Consider the following 18,302-nt stretch of genomic DNA (forward strand, 5'->3'; position numbering starts at 1 on the left):
GCATCGAGCGCTTGAGCTGCCTGGCGAAGCGGCGGTAGTTTTCGCAGAACTGCGTGTAGCCGTAGGTCTGGCGATCGGCATAGTCGGCGCGGTGCTCCTCCCACAGCAGCATCAACGTCATGCCCTTACGGCGCAGTTCCTGGTGCAGGTAGCCATAATCGGGCTGCACATAGTCACTCGCCTTTTGGGCGCCGACCAGCAGGCGCCGCTCCAGTGCCGCCTCGTCCATGCTTTGTACAGTGAGCCAGTCCAGGCCAGCTGCCGCAGCCAGGCCGGCGTACTTCGTGACCACACCTTTAGACAGGCCAAGTGCATTGGCAATCTGCTGGTGCGACAATTTGGCGTCAAGTTTGAGTCGTAGTACGTCCTTAATTTTACGCATATTGATCCTCGGTGCGGGCACGCCATCTCCAGTCAAAAGCTGGGAGCCTACCCGTTCGGTTGCAAAATGCGTAACGTCATCACTGCGCTGTACAACACCATTCCGGCATCGTGACCAGCGATTCCGGTATCGTGACCGCTGATTCCGGACAATGCCCGAAATCGGTCACGTTCGCCCGGAATGGGCGGTCACGTTCAAACGGAATGGCTGGTCACGATGCCGGAATCACTGGTCACGTTCGTCCGGAATACCCACTGATCGGCATGGACGACATCAAGCAGGAAGTGCTGCACCTGGAAGACATGATACGCAACCGCGGCGTGTACAAATCGCACAATATCGACAAGCCCTTCAATGTCATGTTGACGGGCCCGGCCGGTACAGGCAAGACCAAGCTGGCCGGCTACCTGGCCAAGCGGCTCGATATTGCGCTGATCCAGGCCTCGGGCTCGGCGCTGGAATCGGGCTATGTGGGCGGCGGCGCCAAGGCCTTGAATGCGCTGTACCGCAAGGCTTGCGCACGCGGCAACTGCATCATTTTCCTCGACGAAGCGCAGACGCTGTTCATGCCGCGCGGGCGCGGCGAGCGCAAATGGGAAGACGACACGGCCAATACCTTGCTGGGCCTGCTCGATGGCGTGAAAAGCAGCGAAGGCGCGGGCGTGATCTGGATCGTCGCCTCGAACTTCGACGATGCATCGAGCCAGATGGACGAGGCCATGCTGCGCCGCTTCCCCGTAAAAATCAATTTCCGCCTGCCCAACAAGGCCGAGCGTGGCGCCCTGCTGAAACATTTCCTGTCGCAAAAAGCAGAAGGCTGCGTCGACTGGACCGGGCTGGACCTGGCGCAGGTGGCCGAAGTGACGGCCAACCTCAGTCCGGCCCTGCTGGAAACCGTGGTCGAACGGGCCAGCATGCTGGCGATCCAGGAAAAAGTGCTGATCGATACCGATTTGCTGTTCCGCGCCTTCGAACGCGCCACGATCGGCCTGGCCGACCGCGCCGCCACGGCCGAAAAACACCTGCAGCGCGAACGCATCGCCCTGCACGAACTGGGCCACTTCTTCATGCAGATCGATCCCTATTTGCGCGCCGGCATGCCGCTGGCCGAAGTGAAACACAAGTCGCACCTGCTCAAGATCAGTACCGAAGCCGTCTCGAAGATCGGCGCGCTTGGCTATGTGCTGTCGTCGGGCGACGACCTGTCGCTGCGCACCCTGGAAGAACTGGAGCGCGACGTGATCGGCCTGTATGGCGGTGTAGCGGCCGAGGAACTGTTTTACGGCGCGCGCGGCATCTCGGTGGGCAGCCAGAACGACATCGAAAAAGCCACCACCCTGCTCGACACCATGGTCAACAAGCTGTCGATGTATTCGCGCTCCAAGTTAGATTACCGCCAGCTGAAACACGAGCACGGCGACGAGCGCACCCTGGCGCTGGTGGAGGCCAAGGCGGACGAACTGTACAGCTACACCCTGAACGCCATCGCCGACTACCGCGGCGCCATCGAGGCGATCAAGGTGGTGCTGCTGGAACGCTATGTGCTGTCCAAGGATGCGGTGTTCGAGCTGCTGGAAGAGCATTTGCAGACGTCTTCACCACGATTGCACGCAGTTTGATTGCTTCACTCCCCACCACGGTGTTGCCAGCAAGGTTGTCGGATCAGCGGGGCAAAGCCGCGCGTAATCCGACACCAGCGCCAACCTCAATCCGGCCCCAAGCCCAGGTCCGTCGCCACCTGCTGGCGCAGCAGGTACTTCTGGATCTTGCCGGTCACCGTCATCGGAAACTCCCCGACAAAGCGCACATAGCGGGGGATCTTGTAATAGGCGATCTGGCCGTCGCAAAAGGCGCGGATGTCCTCGGCCGTGGTCGCTTGCGCGCCGGGGCGCAAGATGATGCAGGCGCACAGTTCCTCGCCGTATTTGGCGTCCGGCACGCCCACGCATTGCACGTCGAGCACGCCGGGGTGGCGGTATAAAAATTCTTCCACTTCGCGCGGATAGATATTTTCGCCGCCGCGTATCACCATGTCCTTCGAGCGGCCGACGATGCTGCAAAAGCCGTTGGCGTCGATCACGGCCAGGTCGCCCGTATGCATCCAGCGCGCCGCGTCGATCGCTTCGGCGGTTTTGTCCGGGTCGCCCCAGTAGCCCTGCATCACCGAATAGCCGCGCGTGAGCAATTCGCCCTTTTCGCCGCGCGGCACGATGCGCCCTTCGCCATCGATGATTTTCACTTCCAGGTGCGGATGCACGCGGCCGATCGAGGACACGCGCATTGCGCGCGGATCCTCGATCGCTGTCTGGAAACTGACGGGCGAGGTTTCCGTCATGCCATAAGCGATGGTGATCTCATCCATGTGCATCAGCTCGATGACCCGCGTCATGACCTCCATCGGACAGGGCGAGCCGGCCATGATGCCGGTGCGCAAACTCGACAGATCGTATTGCTGGAAGTCGGGATGATCGAGCATGGCGATAAACATGGTCGGCACGCCATGCAGGCCCGTGCAGCGCTCGGCCTGCACGGTGTCAAGCACGGCTTTCGGATCGAACCCTTCGCCGGGAAACACCATCGCCGCGCCATGCGTGACGCAGGCCAGGTTGCCCAGCACCATGCCGAAACAGTGGTACAGCGGCACCGGAATGCACAGGCGGTCCTGCTCGGTGAGGCGCATGGCCTCGCCGATAAAAAAACCGTTATTGAGGATATTGTGGTGCGTCAGGGTGGCGCCTTTCGGTGCGCCGGTGGTGCCGGAAGTAAATTGAATATTCACGGCGTCGTCGAATTGCAAGGTGGCGCTGACCGCGTCCAGGTGCGCCAGGTCGGCCCCGGTAATGCCGTCCAACAGGCAGTCGAAATTGTGCATGCCTGGCGTGGCGTCCTGGCCCAGGCGGATCACATGGCGCAGCTGTGGCAGGCGGGTTGACTGCAGCTGGCCGGCGCGGCTGGCGGCGATCTCCGGCACCACGTCCTGCACGATGGCCAGGTAGTCGCTGGACTTGAAGCTGGGCGACAGGATCAGCGCGCTGCACGATACCTTGTCAAGCACGTATTCGAGCTCCGCGCGGCGATAGGCGGGGTTGATATTGACCATGATCAGGCCCGCCTTGGCGGTGGCGAACTGGGTCAGCACCCATTCGGCGCAGTTTTGCGACCAGATGCCGATGCGCTCGCCCGGCTGCAGGCCCAGCTTCAGCAAGCCGGCGGCCAGGCGCCGCACGCGCTGCTGGAATTCGCCGTAGGTCCAGCGCACTTGCTGGTGAGCCACGATCAGGGCGTCGTGCTGGCTGTAGCGTGCGGCGATGGCGTCCAGATAAGCGCCGATGGTCGCACCGATCAGCGGTGTCTCGTGGGCACCGTGCACATAACTCATGTCTTGCATACCGTCTCCAGGCAGGGTGGCGCGACGCGCTCTTGTATTGACGAAAATAAGAAAAATTATAGCCCCATCGCCAGCTGGCATGCGGCGCTGTTGTCAAAGTGCCAAAAAGCAGCGCACGGCTGCAAGCGTTGATGATGCAAGCAATCAAGCTCATGTAAAATATTTGCATGCCGGCCCGGGATGCTGGATATCGTCTTCCACCTGGCTTGCTTATGACTCAAGAAACTCCGCGCATTTCCGTTCTGCTCATCGATGACGAAGCCATCGCGCTCGACCTGATCGCCCATGGCCTCGAACGCGAGGCCGACGTCACCCTGCGCTACGATCCGCGCTCGGAAATGGCGGTAGCCCTGGCGCGCGAAACGGCCGCCACCATCGTGCTGGTCGACCTGCGCATGCCGGGCGCGGACGGTTTTGACGTGATCCGCATGCTGCGCGGCGACCCGGCCACCGAACATATCCCGGTGGTGCTGCTGTCGTCCGAAGACGACCCGTCGATCAAGGTCAAGGCCTTTGCCACCGGCGCCAACGATTATCTGGTGAAGTGGCCCGATCCGCGCGAACTGCTGGCGCGCGTGCGCTATCACAGCGCCGCCTATATCGCCCGCCAGCAGCGCGATGCGGCGTTTATCTCCTTGCGGCTGAGCCAGGAAGAGCTGGCCGTGAGCCAGTCGGCGCTGCACCAGGCGCAAAAAATGGAAGCCATCGGCCAGCTGACGGGCGGCGTGGCCCACGATTTCAACAATGTGCTGCAAATCATCGGCGGCAACCTGCAACTGATCAAGCTGCTGGGCGGCGTCAGCGAGAAGGCCAGCAGCCGCATCGAGGTGGCGCTGGCCGGCGTGGAACGGGGCGCCAAGCTGTCGGCCCACCTGCTGGCGTTTGCACGGCGCCAGCCGCTGCAGGCGCAACTGATCAATCCGGGCAAGGTGCTGCGCGACATGGGCGACATGATACGCCGCCTGCTCGACCCGCGCGCCGTGATCGACACCGATATCGAACACGGCCTGTGGAGCACCATGGTCGACGCCAACCAGCTCAACAACGTGCTGCTGAACCTGGCCATCAATGCGCGCGACGCGATGGCGGCCGGCGGCACCCTGACCATGCGCGCACGCAATATCAAGGCCGGCGCGATGCAACTGCCCGAAGTGGGCAATGGCGACTATGTGATGCTGGAAATTGCCGACACCGGGGTCGGCATGGAAGAGGCCGTGCTGCAGCGCGCCTTCGAGCCGTTCTTTACCACCAAACCGACCGGCCAGGGCACGGGCCTGGGCCTGAGCATGGCGTATGGCTTCGTCAAGCAGTCCGGCGGCGAGATCATCCTCAAGAGCGAAGCGGGAGTCGGCACCAGCGTGAAGATTTTCCTGCTGCGCAGCGAACAGGAGGCGCTGCTGGTCGAGGAGCCGCCGGTAGTGCCCCTGACGCGCGGCCTGGAAACGATTTTGGTGGTGGAAGACGAGGAGGAAGTGCGCCGCTCCACCGTCGAGCTGTTGTCGGCCCTGGGCTACAAGGTGCTGCAGGCGGCCCATGCGGGCGCGGCGCTGAACCTGGTGCGCTCGGGCATCCCGATCGACCTGGTGTTTACGGACGTCATCATGCCGGGCGAAATCAGCAGCCTGCAATTGAGCGAGGCGGTGCGCGAACACCTGCCCGACACGCAGATCCTGTTTACCTCGGGCTATGCGGAAGGCGTGCTGGCCCATGAAGGACGGCTCGATCCCGGCGTCAACCTGCTGCAGAAACCGTACACACCCGATGTGCTCAGCAGCCGCCTGCGGCAGTTGCTGCGGCGTCGCAAGGCGGCAAATTAATAGGCTATGTCACCATCAAATGTGGGAACGTCCCCAAAGTGGCCCTGAGCAAGCTTTCGGGGGACAATATTCTTTTGGCGTCGAGTATCCAGCGCCAGCCCAGGTAGTTGGGCAGGTAGCGCGTGGCCACGCCATGAAAGGCGCGCAGCCAGCCGCGCAGCCGGCTGTGATAGGCGTTGACGTTCTGCACATGCACCGTGCCGCGCACGCGGATGCCGGCCCGCAAGTTGACCGCCGCATGTTCGATGCCGATTTCCCTGGCAAAAGCGGGATAGGCAGGATGGCCATCGCTGACCAATAAAATGTCACGGTCGATCACCGGCGGCAGGCAGGCATGCAGTGTGGCCTTGGTCAGCCGGCCCATGCCGGCGACGAAATCGACGGTTTGGCCGGTGCGGTCGCGCGCCACCAGCACGCACATCTGCTCGTTGGAAATGCCACGCTGGCTGGCGCGGCCACCGCGCTGGCGTGCCGGCCGCGTCATGTGTCTTGAACCTTTTTGCGACTCCAGCAGATACATGTCGTCGGCCTCGGTGATGCCGTGCAGGCAGCGTGGCCGGTCGGTCTTGGCCAGTGCCAGGAAGCGGTGGCGCCAGCGAAAGCTGGTGTTGCGATGAATAGTCACTTGCGCGGCGGCCTTGCGCACCGAAAACGAGTTGAGCAGGCAATCGGCATAGGCCAGCCAGCGTTCCTTGTGGTGCAGGTGCGCCAGCGGCGTACCTGTCAACGCGTTGAAAGTTTTGCGGCAGGGCACGCAGCGATAGCGCTGCAGGCCGTGGGCCTGGCCATGCCGGTGGAAATGTGTCGATAAACATGCCGGACAATGCAGTTGCGCCTGCGCTGTCTGCTCGATCAGGGTGGCGGCCGCAACCTGTGGCGCGCTGGTGCGCAACAGATCGCCGCTGGCAAGGCGCTGGCGGTGCGACAGTTGCGGGAATTGCCTGGCGAAGGCCTGCCACTGGGCGGTGTCCATGATCGGCTCCTTGAAAGGCAATACCTGACCAGTTAGAGCGCAGAAATTTCACGGCGTTCCCACCGTTTTCGCTGACATAGCCAATTAATACTTATTGCGGCCGGATATAGCGGTGCGACCCTGGCGGCGGTTCATTCAACACCGCCCAGAAGATGCCCAGATCGGCAATCGCGCGCACGAATTCCTCGAAATCGACGGGCTTGACGACATAGGCGTTCACGCCCAGCTCGTAGCTGCGCAACAGGTCCTGCTCTTCCTTGGACGAGGTCAGCATCACCACCGGGATGCTGCGCAGCGCCGGCGTATTGCGAATTTCCTTCAGCACTTCCAGGCCGTCGATTTTCGGCAACTTCAGGTCGAGCAGCACCACGGCCGGATTGCCGACCTCGCGCGCGGTGTACTGTTCGCGGCACAGCAGATAGTCGAGCGCTTCGGCGCCGTCGCGGGCAATGATGACCTCGTTGGCCAGCTGGCTCTTGGCCAGGGCGATCAGGGTCAGCTCCAGGTCATGCGGATTATCTTCGACCAGTAAAATGGGTTTTAACATAGGCTAACCTTACGTAACAATATCTTTGGGAATGCTGAATGAGAATGTGGCGCCGGCACCCGGCGTCGATTCGGCCCACACCCGCCCGCCATGGCGCTCGATAATGCGGCGCACATTGGCCAGGCCGATGCCGGTGCCGGGAAAGTCTTCCATGCGATGCAGGCGCTGGAATACGCCGAACAGCTTGTGCACATACTCCATATTGAAGCCGGCGCCATTGTCGGCCACGTGAAACACCACTTCCTGGGTGTTCTCGGTGGCGCTGATGGCGATGCGCGCCACTTCCTTGTGGCTGGTAAATTTGACGGCATTCGACAGCAGGTTGTACAGCGCCAGCTGGACGAAAGTCGGATCGGCCTTCACCGAAGGCAAGACGCCGATATCCCACTCCACCTTGCGCTCGCGGATATCGAGCGCCAGCTTCTGGATGCAGCCGCGCACCAGCTCGGTCATATTGACGGGACTGGGGTGCAGGGCGGCACGGCCCATCTGCGAAAAACTCAGCAAGTCGTCGACCAGCTTGCCGGCCAGGCGCGCCGAATCCTTGATGTTTTTCAGGAAACGGCGGCGCTTTTCCAGGTCTTCCGCACCCGCCGTTTCCATCAGCAAGTCGGAAAAGCCGGCGATATGGCGCAGCGGCGCGCGCAGGTCGTGCGACACGGAATACGAAAACGCTTCGAGTTCCTTGTTGGCGCGGCCCAGTTCCTCGGCCAGCTCGGCCATTTGCTCGGCCCGTTCCAGCACGATGCCGAGCAGGGCGCCGCGAAACTCGACGGCCAGCTCGATCTCGCCGTCGTGCCACGGCGCGCTGATGCCATTGATGGTTTCGCGCCAGCTGGCAAAACTGCTGCGCGGCGTCAATTGCCCAGGCCCGCTCTTGTCCTGCGGCTGGCCGGCCCAGTCGATGGTCTGCACCACTTCCGGCCGGAACCACAGCAGATAATGCGGGTGGATGCGCGAAATCGACATCGACAGCAGGCCGCTGGCATTGCGCCTGTAGGCGCTGGCCGGCGCATGCAGGGCGCTCAGCTGATCGGTATGGAACACTTCGCCATGGCCGTTCGCGCCCAGCCACTGCACCAGCTCGCGCACCTCCTGCTCGTCGGGCGCGTCGCCGTAGGTCAGCACGCGGTCGTCGACAACGATGGCGGCGCCGTTCGCACGGGCAAAGCGCAACAGATCAGGAAACACGCCGCACAGGCTGTCGGCAAAGTCGGCCTTCTGCTGCGTCAGGCCAGCCAGCATGCTGACCATGGTGCGCCGCACTTCCAGGCGAAACTCCAGTTCGCCGGCGTCGCTGCGGCTCTCGATGCGCAGCGCCAGGATCTGCCCCAGCTGCTCGCACACGGTGCGCTGCTCGAACGCCACCGGCAGGGGCGTGGCGTTATGGCAGGAAATCAGGCCCCACAACTGCCCCTTGACGATCAGCGAGACCGACATCGACGCCAGGGTGCCCATGTTGCGCATATATTGCAGGTGGATCGGCGAGACGCTGCGCAAGGCCGCATGCGACAGGTCATTGGGCGCGCCGGTCAGCGGGTTGACATCAGGCAGCAGGCGCGCCGGCGTGTAATCGGCGTCGTGGATCAGGCGGATGCGGTTGAGCAGGTACAGCTCGCGCGCCTGGCGCGGAATATCGCTGGCGGGAAAGCGCTGCCCCAGGTAGTAGCCATAGCCCTCGGCCCGGCTTTCGGCCAGCACATGGCCATGGCCGTCGCGGTCGAACTGGTACACCATCACGCGGCCAAAACCGGTGACCTCGCGGATCTGCTGGGCGGCCAGGCCGCTCATCTCGGCGATATCGTGCACATCGTTGATTTTCAACAGAAAACTGCCCACCTTCGGATACAGGTAGCGAAAATCGGGCGGCGTGGCGCGGGTCACGACTTCGAACTCCAGCATCAGCAGGCGGTCGAAAACATGGGCCAGCACATCGAAGTAGCGCTGGTTGCACACTTGGACGGTGCCCAGATGCGTGGGCTGCGCGCTCAGTTCCACGCGCGCCAGCTCGGCTTGCAGCTGCAAGGCGGCCCGTTCGCCCAGGATCGCCGGCAGCGCTTTGCCCAGCGCCTGCTCGCCGTCCACACCGGTATGCTGTGCCAGGTTGGCCGACACCTGCACCACACGCCGCTCGCCCTCTTGCGGCAAGGCCAGCAAAAAGCCGTGCGGCTGGATGCTGCCGGGAATGCGGATCGGCTCCTGGTCGCAGGCGGTGAGGTTGAACGTGGGCGGGGCAGTGGCGGCTGGCATCATGGCGGGTATGTCGGCAACGCGGGCCGGTCAGGCGGTGGGAGTAGCATTATTGTACTAGAGGCCGATGACCTGCGCCGCACGTGATGGGCGCTGTTGCACGCTGTCGTGCATTTTCACCACGGCCCATTTGCATTACCATGCAGCCCAGCGCGGCTGGCGCATAGCCATTCTTATAGCAAGGTCAACGGTGCAATCTTTACAACAGGGCTTTATTTTGACCCGCCACTGGCGCGACACCCGCGACGGCACGCTGGTCGAGTTCTGGCTGGCCACCGACGACGGCCCGCGCCAGGCGCGCCTGCCGCCGCAGACTTCGGTCGCCTTTATACCGCTTGAACAGCAGGAACGGGCCGAACTGCTGCTGCGCGGCGAGCGCCATGCCGAACTGCGGCCGTTGACCCTGTGCGACTTTCACCATCGCCCGGTGCTGGGCCTGTATTGCAAGCAATACCGGCAGTTGCTGAAGCTGGAGAAACACTTGCGCGCGCACGGCGTGGACGTGTACGAGGCAGATATCCGCCCGCCCGAACGCTACCTGATGGAACGCTTTATCACGGCGCCGGTGGTGTTCGAGGGCGAGCCCGGGCAGGAGCTGCACCTGAAACCCGCGCCCGGCTACCGCCCCACATTGAAACTGGCCTCGCTCGATATCGAAACGACGGCCCATGGCGAGCTGTATTCAATCGCCATCGAAGGCTGCGGCCAGCGCCAGGTGTATATGCTGGGGCCGAAAAACGGCGGCGACGAGGCGCTCGACTTTGACCTGGAATACTGCGCCAGCCGCGGCCAGCTGATCGAGCGCCTCAACCGCTGGATGGAACAGCACGACCCGGATGCCATTATCGGCTGGAACGTGGTGCAGTTCGACCTGCGCGTGCTGCGCGAACAGGCCCAGCGCCACAAAGTGCCCCTGAAGCTGGGACGCGGCGGCGCCGAGCTGGAATGGCGCGAGCACGGCGGCAAGCAGGAACATTATTTTGCGGCCGCCGCCGGCCGATTGATCATCGACGGCATCGAGGCGCTGAAATCGGCGACCTGGAATTTTTCCTCGTTCAGCCTGGACAACGTGGCGCAGACGCTGCTGGGCGAAGGTAAGTCGATCGACAATCCGTATCAGCGCATGGCCGAGATCGACCGCCGCTTTCGCGAAGACAAGCCGGCGCTGGCGCGCTACAACCTCAAGGACTGCGAACTGGTCACGCGCATCTTTGCCAAGACCGAGCTGCTGACCTTCTTGCTGGAGCGGGCCAGCGTGACGGGCCTGGCGGCCGACCGCAGCGGCGGCTCGGTGGCCGCTTTCGAGCACCTGTATTTGCCGCTGATGCACCGGCAGGGTTATGTGGCGCCCAACCTCGGCGACGTGCAGGGCGACAACAGCCCGGGCGGCTTCGTGATGGATTCGCGCTCGGGCCTGTACGACTCGGTGCTGGTGCTCGACTACAAAAGCCTGTACCCGTCGATTATCCGCACCTTTCTGATCGATCCGGTGGGGCTGGTGGTGGGCACGCGCAAGGGTGAGGGTGAGCGCGAGGCAGATACCGTGCCCGGCTACCGGGGCGCGCAGTTTTCAAGGCTCAAACATTGTTTGCCGGCCATCGTCAAGCAGGTATGGCAAGGCCGCGAGACGGCCAAGCGCGAGCGCAACGCGCCACTGTCGCAGGCGCTGAAAATCATCATGAACGCCTTTTATGGCGTGCTGGGCTCAAGCGGCTGCCGTTTTTTCGACCCGCGCCTGGCCTCGTCGATCACCCTGCGCGGCCACGACATCATGCACCGCACGCGCGAGCTGATCACCGAACAGGGCTACCAGGTGATCTATGGCGACACCGATTCCACCTTTGTCTGGCTCAAGACCGCGCATGACGACGCTGCGGCCGGCAAGATCGGCCGTGCGCTGGTGGCGCAGGTCAACGACTGGTGGACGACCTATCTGCGCGAAGAATTCGGCCTCGACAGCGCGCTGGAACTGCAATTCGAAACCCATTACCGGCGTTTTTTGATGCCGACCATCCGCGGTTCGGAAGAAGGCAGCAAGAAGCGTTATGCCGGCCTGGTCGGCAAACCGGATGGCAGCGAAGAGATGGTCTACAAGGGCCTGGAAACGGTGCGCAGCGACTGGACCCCGCTGGCCCAGCAATTCCAGCAAGCCCTGTATCTGCGCGTCTTCCAGCGCGCGCCCTACCAGGACTATGTGCGTGACTATGTGGAACGCACCCTGGCCGGCGAGCACGACGCGCTGCTGGTGTACCGCAAGCGGCTGCGCCGCCCGCTCGACGACTACCAGCGCAACGTGCCGCCCCATGTGCGCGCCGCGCGCGCGGCCGACGCCTATAACCTGGCGCAAGGGCGGCCGCTGCAATACCAGAACGGCGGCTGGATCAGCTATGTGATCACGGTGGCCGGCCCTGAGCCGCTGGAGACGCAGCGCTCGAATATCGACTACGAGCACTACCTGACCAAGCAGCTGCAGCCGGTGGCCGACGCGATATTGCCGTTCCTGGGCGACGACTTTTCCAAGCTGATTTCACGCCAACACGATCTATTTTGAAACGATTTTGCTTGCCTTGCCCCTGCCATGAGGTAATATCGGCGCCTGCCCGGCCTCGGCCACAGGCGCAAGCCCCGGCACAGGCGTAAAATACGCCATGGCGAAAGAATAAGAGCTGTACCAGTGACAAGAAGATGCGCCCCGGCCGCGATGACAGGGCTGAAGTGGCGCATACCGCACCGATGTTGAACCAGCAAGCACGGCGGCCTCGCTTGCCCCCTGCCTGTTATTTTTAGATTGAATACACCATGACCCAGATCACGTCCTTGAGAGACATTCCGCAAAAAAACATCTTCCGCAAAGGCGATACCTTCGTGCTGTTTGGCGAGCTGTTCGGCCGGGGCTATGTCAATGGCCTGCTGGACGAAGCGCGCAAGGCGGGCATGAACATCGTCGGCATGACGGTCGGCCGCCGCGATGAGAACCTGGCGCTGCGCCCGCTGAACGCGGAAGAGCTGGCCGAAGCCGAAGCCAACCTCGGTGGCCGCATCATCAATGTGCCGCTGATGGCCGGTTTCGACCTGGACGCCCCCGCCGGCGAACCGACCCCGACCGCCCTGCTGGCCGACCTGACCCTGAAAAGCTGGCAGGAAGACAAGCTGGACTGGGAAAAGATCGAGCGTTCACGCGCAGCCGGCACGGCCCGCTTCACCGCCTCGGTGGCGAAAGCCATGGCCGAACTGGACAGCCTGATTCCTGACGGCAGCAATGTGTATTTCGCCCACACCATGGCCGGCGGCATCCCGAAGGTCAAGGTCTTCCTGGCCATTGCCAACCGCATCTACAAAGGCCGCGGCGAGCGCTTCATGTCTTCGCGCGCCCTGCTCGACAGCGACCTGGGCAAGCTGATCCTGATGAACTTCGACGAAGTCACCGCCAATACCCTGCAGCACCTGATCGACGGCAGCGCCGCCATACGCAATCGCATCGAGCAGCAAGGTGGCCAGGTGCGCTACAGCGCCTACGGCTACCACGGCACCGAGATCCTGATCGACGGCAAGTACCAGTGGCAGACCTACAGCAACTACACCCAGGGCCTGGCCAAGATGCGCCTGGAAAACGTGGCCAAGGCCGCGTGGGACAAGGGCATCAAGGCCACCGTCTTCAACTGCCCGGAAATCCGCACCAACTCGTCCGACATTTTTGTCGGCGTGGAACTGTCGCTGTTCCCCCTGCTCGACGCCCTGAAAAAAGAAGGCGGCGGCGGCTGGGCCGAACAGCAATGGGAAACCTGCCAGGCCCTGCTGGAAGACGGCACCTCGCTGCAAGACCTGCTCGACCGCATTGCCGCCTACAACGGCGACGCCACCAGCGTCCACTTCCGCAACTTCGCCGCCTGGCCAATGGACAACACGCCGGAACTGGCCGAAGTGATGATCGGCACCTCCGACGACATCACCAAGCTGCACAAGGACCGCAAGGAACTGATCACCGACCACCTGAGTTCCTTGGTACTGGAAGGCACGGGCCCGCTGATGTTCCACGCCATGTCGGACCCGCAAGCGCCCGTCGTCTGGCTCAACCACGACATCATCGCGCGCCAGCTGAGCGCGGTGCATAACCCGGCCTAAGCTGCTGCCGTAGCCCTGCAACGCCGCCCCTGGTACCTGCCTGCGGCGGCGTTTTGCATGGCGAATGCGCTAGCGCGCAAACGGTATAAATGATAGGCAAAGCAAAAAACTTGCCGGATCACGATAAATCAGTAATAATGCGTCTCGCGTTGCCGGGATGGCGGAATAGGTAGACGCACGGGACTCAAAATCCCGCGCTGGAAACAGCGTGCCGGTTCGATTCCGGCTCCCGGCACCACCAGACATTATCTAGAAGCACCGAAAAGGCCATAAAATCCAATGTTATCAAGGGTTTAGTGGCTTTTTTTACGTCTATCCCATCCGGCTTTATCCCGATTAAACCCGACAAAAACCACTAGTCATTACGCACGAATTACGCAATGATTACGCACCAACGGGGGATCAATGGCATCATTTAGAAAACATAAGTCAGGATGGCGAGTAGAAATTTTTGTCCAAGGCACACGGGAGTCCGGGGTATTTTCAACCAAGGCTGAGGCATCATCCTGGGCGGCCGAGCGCGAGTCGCAGCTGCGGCGCAGCGATGCTTCAGGCATCGTCCTGGAAAAAACCTGCCCGCAGGCATTCGAGCGGTACCGTGACGAAGTTTCCGTCCACAAAAAAGGCGCACGCTGGGAAACTATCCGACTGGCGGCGATCGCAAGTCACCTGGTCGCAGGCAAGAAGCTGGGCGAATACCTCATCGCTGAAGTTACGCCTGACATTTTGGGACAGTGGCGCGACATGCGTCTCAAAACAGTATTGGGGTCGACGGTCAATCGGGATCTCAATCTGATTTCTCATGTCTTCACCACTGCCCGCCGCGAATGGAAGTGGGCCGCCAAAAGCCCGACTGCTGATGTTCGCCGCCCTAAAGACCCACCGCCCAGGGACCGCCTGATCAGCCAGGAAGAGATTGACAGGATCTGCCTGGCTCTTGGCTACGACGGGCAGTTCACTCCGGATGTTGCATAAGTTCTATGGTGTGGCCGTCAGGTCCTCGGGTGTAGACCATGATTGTTCCGCTAGGCGCAGTTTGCGGTTCGCCGGTTGCCGTCCATCCATAAGGGGCCATGCGATTTAGCATTGCGCGAAGATCGGTCACGGCAAACGTCAAATGAGCCGAACCGACGTCGCATGGACGTTGTTTCAAAACCACGCGATCTTCCGGCGAATCGTACTCAATCAGCTCAACTCTATATCCATCGGGGCCCTCCAGGAGAGCGTTTCTTAAATAAGCCCCCGACACGCCGACCACTTGTTCCATCGCGTGCCCACCGCCAAGTTCTTTGCGATACACGAGTTGAAAGCCGAGGACCTCAGTCCAGAAATCAAGTACGCCATTGATCGACGCGACAGTCAGCCCAGTGTGCTCGGTGCGCAATACGGTAGAGGTTTGGTCCTTCATAGGTGCATCCTGTTCACAGTCGAGGCCGCAGATTTATGCGAGCGTTAAGAATCCAGTCCGGATTTCCCCCATTACTTTAACAGATGACCGTCATGGGGCGTAAGCGGACACCGCGATAGAGAAGCCGACGCCTCAAAAAAATCGCAGCAGTTTTCGGCCATGCTTTTCAAGAAAGTATTCCCTCGCTGCCGATACTTGCTGGGAGGAAAATACAAAATCAAAAAAATCATCGGGATTACTAGCATTTCTGAGTTGACATAGCGGTTTTCGATTCCGGCTCCCCACCAAAGGATCACGTCCTACCGTATTAAGAAACATCAAAACCCGCTCTTCTCATAGGAGGCGCGGGTTTTTTTTGTGATCATCACCGGCGCCAGGCCAGTTCGCCACCCGTTATCCAAACGGCCTGACTCCAAACAGCACACCATGCAGCCAGAAGGCGAGCAGTACCCATAGCGCGACGCCGGCAACGATGGCAATCAAGGTGCCGCGCAGCGTGCCGGCGGGGTAATGCGTCACTGCGCGGCGGTCGCGGCCGATGGCGGAGACGAGGTCGGCGCTGGACCAGAGCAGGAAGCTGCCGAACAGCAGCAAGTCCGCCAACGTACCGTTGGACAACAGGTGTGCCACGGCCCACAATTGCGTGCCCAGCAGCATCGGATGATGGAGCCTGGCCTTGATGGAGTTGCGCGGCACGTTGGCGGCCGCCAGCAGTACCAGGGAAAACAGCATGAGCAAACCGCTGAGATGGCGCAGGGCCGTCGGCGGCGACCACAGGGCCACCGGCTGCTGGCGCGCCAGGCCGTAGCCCCAGATGACCAAGATCAGGCCAGCCAGCGCGGCGACCGAATACACACCCTTCCATTTTTTTTCGCCGAGGCGCGCCAGTTGGGCGCCGCGCCAGCCATCGGCCACGATGCGTACCGAGTGTACGCCCAGAAACAGTAACAAGCCTGCGATCAGAACGGTCATGCTGTGTCCTTTCCAAGGTATCGCCGATGGAGCCGGGTCAGCGTTCTTCCCGGTAGTAATCGCAGCCTTCAAACGTGGTGCGCAGTGCCTGCTGCAGCTGCGCATAACGCTCGGGGGTCAGGTTGAAACGCACGTCGATCTGGCCGTCGTCGTCCATCTGCATGGCGGCTTCGGCATCCATCTGCACCGACAAGCGGTTGGCGTGCAGGATCACGGCGTGCATGTGGCCATACCACGAGAAGCCCTGGCCGCAATATTCGATATACGGCTCGTCCATGCCGAGCGCCACGTCCTGTTCGTCGTACTCGTCGGCGCGCTGGAACATCAGGTAGACGGGGTCGCCGTGGGCGGCGGGTGCGCCCAGGGTAGTGATCAGGGCGTCATCTTCCTGGAGGACGGACATTTCGGTGGCGGTAAATCCTGCGGACATGGCGTGCTTTCAAAAGGTCGATGCCGCCACCATAGCGCAATTGGCAGCTGGCGAACAGCCGCATCTATAATTGCCGGTCATCTACTCATCGCAGGAGTTCGCCTTGTCCTCGCCTTACACCACCCGCCTTGCCATTCCCGATGTGGCCACCTATTGCCATCTGCGCAATGCGTCGGGCCTGAGCCCCAAGACGCTGGAAGCGGCGTCAAAAGGACTGCCGAACTCGCTGTTTGCGGTACAGGTGCTACAGGACAACGAGATCGTCGGCATGGGCCGCATCATCGGTGACGGCGGCTGCTTTTACCAGGTGGTCGATATCGCCGTGCTGCCAGAGCACCAGGGCCGTGGGCTGGGCAAGCTGATCATGCGCGAGATCATGCAGTACATCGAACAGCAAGTGCCGGCCAGCGCCTATGTCAGCCTGATCGCCGACGGCCAGGCGCATCAGCTGTACGCACAGTTCGGTTTCACGCACACCGCGCCAAAGTCGGTGGGCATGGCGCTCAAGCGCCAAGTTGGCATGGCGGCCAGGGAGGCGGCTTGCTATAGTGTCGGCAACGCGTGCCCGACGCCAGCCTGCCACCTTGAAACCTGAGAGTTACCATGCTTTACCTGCTCGCCTTTGCGACCGTTGTCGCGCTGCTGTATTACGTGTTCCGCGACCGTACCGCCGTCCAGCCGCTGTCGACAGCACTGGTGTCGATACGCGAGTATGTGCCGGCGATTCCGCCTGGCGCGCCGGCGCACCACTGGACCGATGGCGGACGCTATGCGTCCGAAGTGGACAACGATGCGATGTACCAGCCGGCGATCGCCAAACTGGCCGGCGAACACGGCCCCGGCAATGCCGATGAAAAATGCCTGGCGCTGCTGGTGTGCGACGACGCCAACCCGTTTCAGGACAAGGCCATCGCCGTGTTTATCGATGGCCAGCTGGTGGGTTACCTGGCGCACGGCGACGCGCTGCGCCTGCACCGCAACCTGGCGCACCGGGACCTGGCCGGGCACTTGAGCTCGTGCGACGCAGTGATCCGTGGCGGCGGCTTGTGGAACGGCAAGCGCCTGTCGTATGCGGTCTGGCTCGACCTGGCCCCGTTCAACTGATCGTCCCTTCAAGCGTGCAAGTGGCGCATGACGAAAAGGCTATACTTGCCTGATCATTCACCATCAGGGCACGCACATGGATCTACCACTGGCCAGCTGGGGCAGCAGCCTGTTGCCGTTCGGCGGCGAACTGCTGTGGACCGCCCTGCCATGGATACTGCTGTGTGGCGTGGCCGGTTTTGTTCTTGCCGCCCTGATCTGTTACCAGCTGGCCCGCAAATGCCTGCTGGTACGCCGCCCGCCGGCCTGGCATGTGGCAGCCAAGTTCAGCTATGTGCTGATCCTGGTGGCGCTGCCGGTGCTCGGTGGCGCGTTTGGCGCCGTGCACAGCGTGCATCGGGTGCTCAGCCAGGCGCTGGTGCGCGATCTGCAGCCGGTGTTCGCAACCCATGCGCCGGCGCTGCGCATCTACCTCGAGCAGCGCGTCAGACTGATGGCGCCAGACCAGCCGGTCAGCATGCGCAGCCTGCTCGAACCCCTGGTGCACAGCATGGTTTACCGGCCCGCTTCCAACAGCTACTGGGAGCGCAGCAAGGCGCACTGGATCAATGAAATCATCCTGCGCCGTGGCGGCGTGCTGCTGACCGAGGTGCTGCAGGATCAGCTGATCGCGCGTGCCGGCGTGCTGGGCGACACGTTGACGGGGGCGGACCTGCGCGACTTGAGCAAACTCGACAAATCCCTGCCGATGGTGCTGATCGACGCCATCGAACACCAGGCCAGCGCCTATTTCCATTCGCTCAAGCTCACCGTGGCCCTGTTCGCCTTGCTGGCGCTGCTGCTGGTGTGGTGCGAGATCATGCTGTACCGTCACTACTACCTGCGCCGTTATCCACCCGCCACGGCCATGCCGGTCACCATGCCACCGATGTAAAAAAGCCGCCCCTCCTTGCGGATGGGGCGGCTTTC

15 protein-coding genes, 1 tRNA gene and 1 pseudogene are annotated in these 18,302 nt (G+C 62.1%); 9 read left to right on the plus strand and 8 right to left on the minus strand.

All coding sequences use genetic code 11. The features are described 5' to 3' along the window. A partial coding sequence (locus ASR47_RS06220) for an IS21 family transposase (RefSeq protein WP_483790120.1) occupies nt 1-382 on the minus strand: 382 nt, incomplete at its 3' end. Nucleotides 383-636: 254 nt separating this feature from the next. Here ASR47_RS06220 and ASR47_RS06225 point away from each other — a divergent pair. Further along, nucleotides 637-2,001 (plus strand): annotated as a pseudogene (locus ASR47_RS06225) (AAA family ATPase); the annotation flags it as partial. Nucleotides 2,002-2,087: 86 nt separating this feature from the next. On the opposite strand, the gene ASR47_RS06230 reads toward ASR47_RS06225, so the two are convergent. Further along, nucleotides 2,088-3,770, minus strand: a complete 1,683-nt coding sequence (locus tag ASR47_RS06230) for an AMP-binding protein (protein WP_065306896.1) — start codon at nt 3,768-3,770, stop codon at nt 2,088-2,090. Between the two features lie 212 nt (nt 3,771-3,982). Between ASR47_RS06230 and ASR47_RS06235 the strand changes: the two genes are divergently transcribed. Next, nucleotides 3,983-5,587 (plus strand): response regulator, encoded by a 1,605-nt coding sequence (locus tag ASR47_RS06235; RefSeq protein ID WP_065306897.1) that lies wholly within the window; start codon nt 3,983-3,985, stop codon nt 5,585-5,587. 4 nt (nt 5,588-5,591) lie between these two features. On the opposite strand, the gene ASR47_RS06240 is transcribed toward ASR47_RS06235, so the two are convergent. From ASR47_RS06240 to ASR47_RS06250, 3 genes are all read right to left on the minus strand, one after another. Continuing rightward, nucleotides 5,592-6,560: an IS1595 family transposase gene (locus tag ASR47_RS06240; RefSeq protein WP_065306898.1), complete on the minus strand. Its 969-nt coding sequence runs from the start codon at nt 6,558-6,560 to the stop codon at nt 5,592-5,594. A 91-nt stretch (nt 6,561-6,651) separates the two neighbouring features. Next, nucleotides 6,652-7,107, minus strand: coding sequence for a response regulator (locus tag ASR47_RS06245; RefSeq protein WP_065306899.1), 456 nt, complete (start codon nt 7,105-7,107; stop codon nt 6,652-6,654). Between the two features lie 9 nt (nt 7,108-7,116). Continuing rightward, nucleotides 7,117-9,360, minus strand: coding sequence for an ATP-binding protein (locus tag ASR47_RS06250; RefSeq protein ID WP_245714274.1), 2,244 nt, complete (start codon nt 9,358-9,360; stop codon nt 7,117-7,119). A 187-nt stretch (nt 9,361-9,547) separates the two neighbouring features. On the opposite strand from ASR47_RS06250, the gene ASR47_RS06255 reads away from it, so the two are divergent. The 4 genes from ASR47_RS06255 (at nt 9,548) to ASR47_RS06270 (ending at nt 14,454) form a co-directional block, all read left to right on the plus strand. Beyond that, a complete protein-coding gene (locus ASR47_RS06255; protein WP_065306900.1) occupies nt 9,548-11,908 on the plus strand; it encodes a DNA polymerase II in 2,361 nt (786 codons plus the stop codon). 248 nt (nt 11,909-12,156) lie between these two features. Next, the gene (locus ASR47_RS06260; RefSeq protein WP_065306901.1) at nt 12,157-13,479 is read left to right on the plus strand and encodes an enoyl ACP reductase FabMG family protein; all 1,323 of its coding nucleotides are present in this window, start codon (nt 12,157-12,159) and stop codon (nt 13,477-13,479) included. Nucleotides 13,480-13,630: 151 nt separating this feature from the next. Further along, nucleotides 13,631-13,717 (plus strand) — tRNA-Leu (locus tag ASR47_RS06265). 167 nt (nt 13,718-13,884) lie between these two features. Continuing rightward, nucleotides 13,885-14,454 (plus strand): site-specific integrase, encoded by a 570-nt coding sequence (locus ASR47_RS06270; RefSeq protein WP_065306902.1) that lies wholly within the window; start codon nt 13,885-13,887, stop codon nt 14,452-14,454. Here ASR47_RS06270 and ASR47_RS06275 read toward each other — a convergent pair. The 3 genes from ASR47_RS06275 to ASR47_RS06285 form a co-directional block, all read right to left on the minus strand. After that, complete coding sequence (locus tag ASR47_RS06275) at nt 14,435-14,887, minus strand: VOC family protein (RefSeq protein ID WP_065306903.1); 453 nt, start codon at nt 14,885-14,887, stop codon at nt 14,435-14,437. The two genes, ASR47_RS06270 and ASR47_RS06275, sit on opposite strands and share 20 nt — an antisense overlap. 393 nt (nt 14,888-15,280) lie before the next feature. After that, a complete protein-coding gene (locus ASR47_RS06280; protein WP_065306904.1) occupies nt 15,281-15,859 on the minus strand; it encodes an NnrU family protein in 579 nt (192 codons plus the stop codon). A gap of 37 nt (nt 15,860-15,896) precedes the next feature. Next, nucleotides 15,897-16,262, minus strand: coding sequence for an Imm10 family immunity protein (locus tag ASR47_RS06285; protein WP_171898904.1), 366 nt, complete (start codon nt 16,260-16,262; stop codon nt 15,897-15,899). Nucleotides 16,263-16,392: 130 nt separating this feature from the next. Between ASR47_RS06285 and ASR47_RS06290 the strand changes: the two genes are divergently transcribed. From ASR47_RS06290 to ASR47_RS06300, 3 genes are all read left to right on the plus strand, one after another. Beyond that, nucleotides 16,393-16,884 carry a GNAT family N-acetyltransferase gene (locus ASR47_RS06290; protein WP_082988771.1) on the plus strand — a complete coding sequence of 164 codons (492 nt, stop codon included), beginning with the start codon at nt 16,393-16,395 and terminating at the stop codon, nt 16,882-16,884. An 8-nt stretch (nt 16,885-16,892) separates the two neighbouring features. After that, the gene (locus ASR47_RS06295; RefSeq protein ID WP_065306906.1) at nt 16,893-17,393 is read left to right on the plus strand and encodes a hypothetical protein; all 501 of its coding nucleotides are present in this window, start codon (nt 16,893-16,895) and stop codon (nt 17,391-17,393) included. 76 nt (nt 17,394-17,469) lie between these two features. Continuing rightward, on the plus strand, nt 17,470-18,267 hold the full coding sequence (locus tag ASR47_RS06300; protein WP_065306907.1) for a hypothetical protein: 798 nt from the start codon (nt 17,470-17,472) through the stop codon (nt 18,265-18,267). Nucleotides 18,268-18,302 lie beyond the last annotated feature (35 nt).

This window comes from Janthinobacterium psychrotolerans (assembly GCF_001677885.1).
Classification (GTDB): domain Bacteria; phylum Pseudomonadota; class Gammaproteobacteria; order Burkholderiales; family Burkholderiaceae_D; genus Janthinobacterium; species Janthinobacterium psychrotolerans.

What these genes read in the sequence shown, in the direction of transcription:
- ASR47_RS06245 (WP_065306899.1), bottom strand. Translation starts at nt 7,107, where the DNA reads ATGTTAAAACCCATTTTACTGGTCGAAGATAATCCGCATGACCTGGAG.
- ASR47_RS06300 (WP_065306907.1), top strand. Translation starts at nt 17,470, where the DNA reads ATGGATCTACCACTGGCCAGCTGGGGCAGCAGCCTGTTGCCGTTCGGC.
- ASR47_RS06230 (WP_065306896.1), bottom strand. Translation starts at nt 3,770, where the DNA reads ATGCAAGACATGAGTTATGTGCACGGTGCCCACGAGACACCGCTGATC.
- ASR47_RS06240 (WP_065306898.1), bottom strand. Translation starts at nt 6,560, where the DNA reads ATGGACACCGCCCAGTGGCAGGCCTTCGCCAGGCAATTCCCGCAACTG.
- ASR47_RS06270 (WP_065306902.1), top strand. Translation starts at nt 13,885, where the DNA reads ATGGCATCATTTAGAAAACATAAGTCAGGATGGCGAGTAGAAATTTTT.
- ASR47_RS06250 (WP_245714274.1), bottom strand. Translation starts at nt 9,360, where the DNA reads ATGATGCCAGCCGCCACTGCCCCGCCCACGTTCAACCTCACCGCCTGC.
- ASR47_RS06275 (WP_065306903.1), bottom strand. Translation starts at nt 14,887, where the DNA reads ATGAAGGACCAAACCTCTACCGTATTGCGCACCGAGCACACTGGGCTG.
- ASR47_RS06295 (WP_065306906.1), top strand. Translation starts at nt 16,893, where the DNA reads ATGCTTTACCTGCTCGCCTTTGCGACCGTTGTCGCGCTGCTGTATTAC.
- ASR47_RS06285 (WP_171898904.1), bottom strand. Translation starts at nt 16,262, where the DNA reads ATGTCCGTCCTCCAGGAAGATGACGCCCTGATCACTACCCTGGGCGCA.
- ASR47_RS06260 (WP_065306901.1), top strand. Translation starts at nt 12,157, where the DNA reads ATGACCCAGATCACGTCCTTGAGAGACATTCCGCAAAAAAACATCTTC.
- ASR47_RS06280 (WP_065306904.1), bottom strand. Translation starts at nt 15,859, where the DNA reads ATGACCGTTCTGATCGCAGGCTTGTTACTGTTTCTGGGCGTACACTCG.
- ASR47_RS06235 (WP_065306897.1), top strand. Translation starts at nt 3,983, where the DNA reads ATGACTCAAGAAACTCCGCGCATTTCCGTTCTGCTCATCGATGACGAA.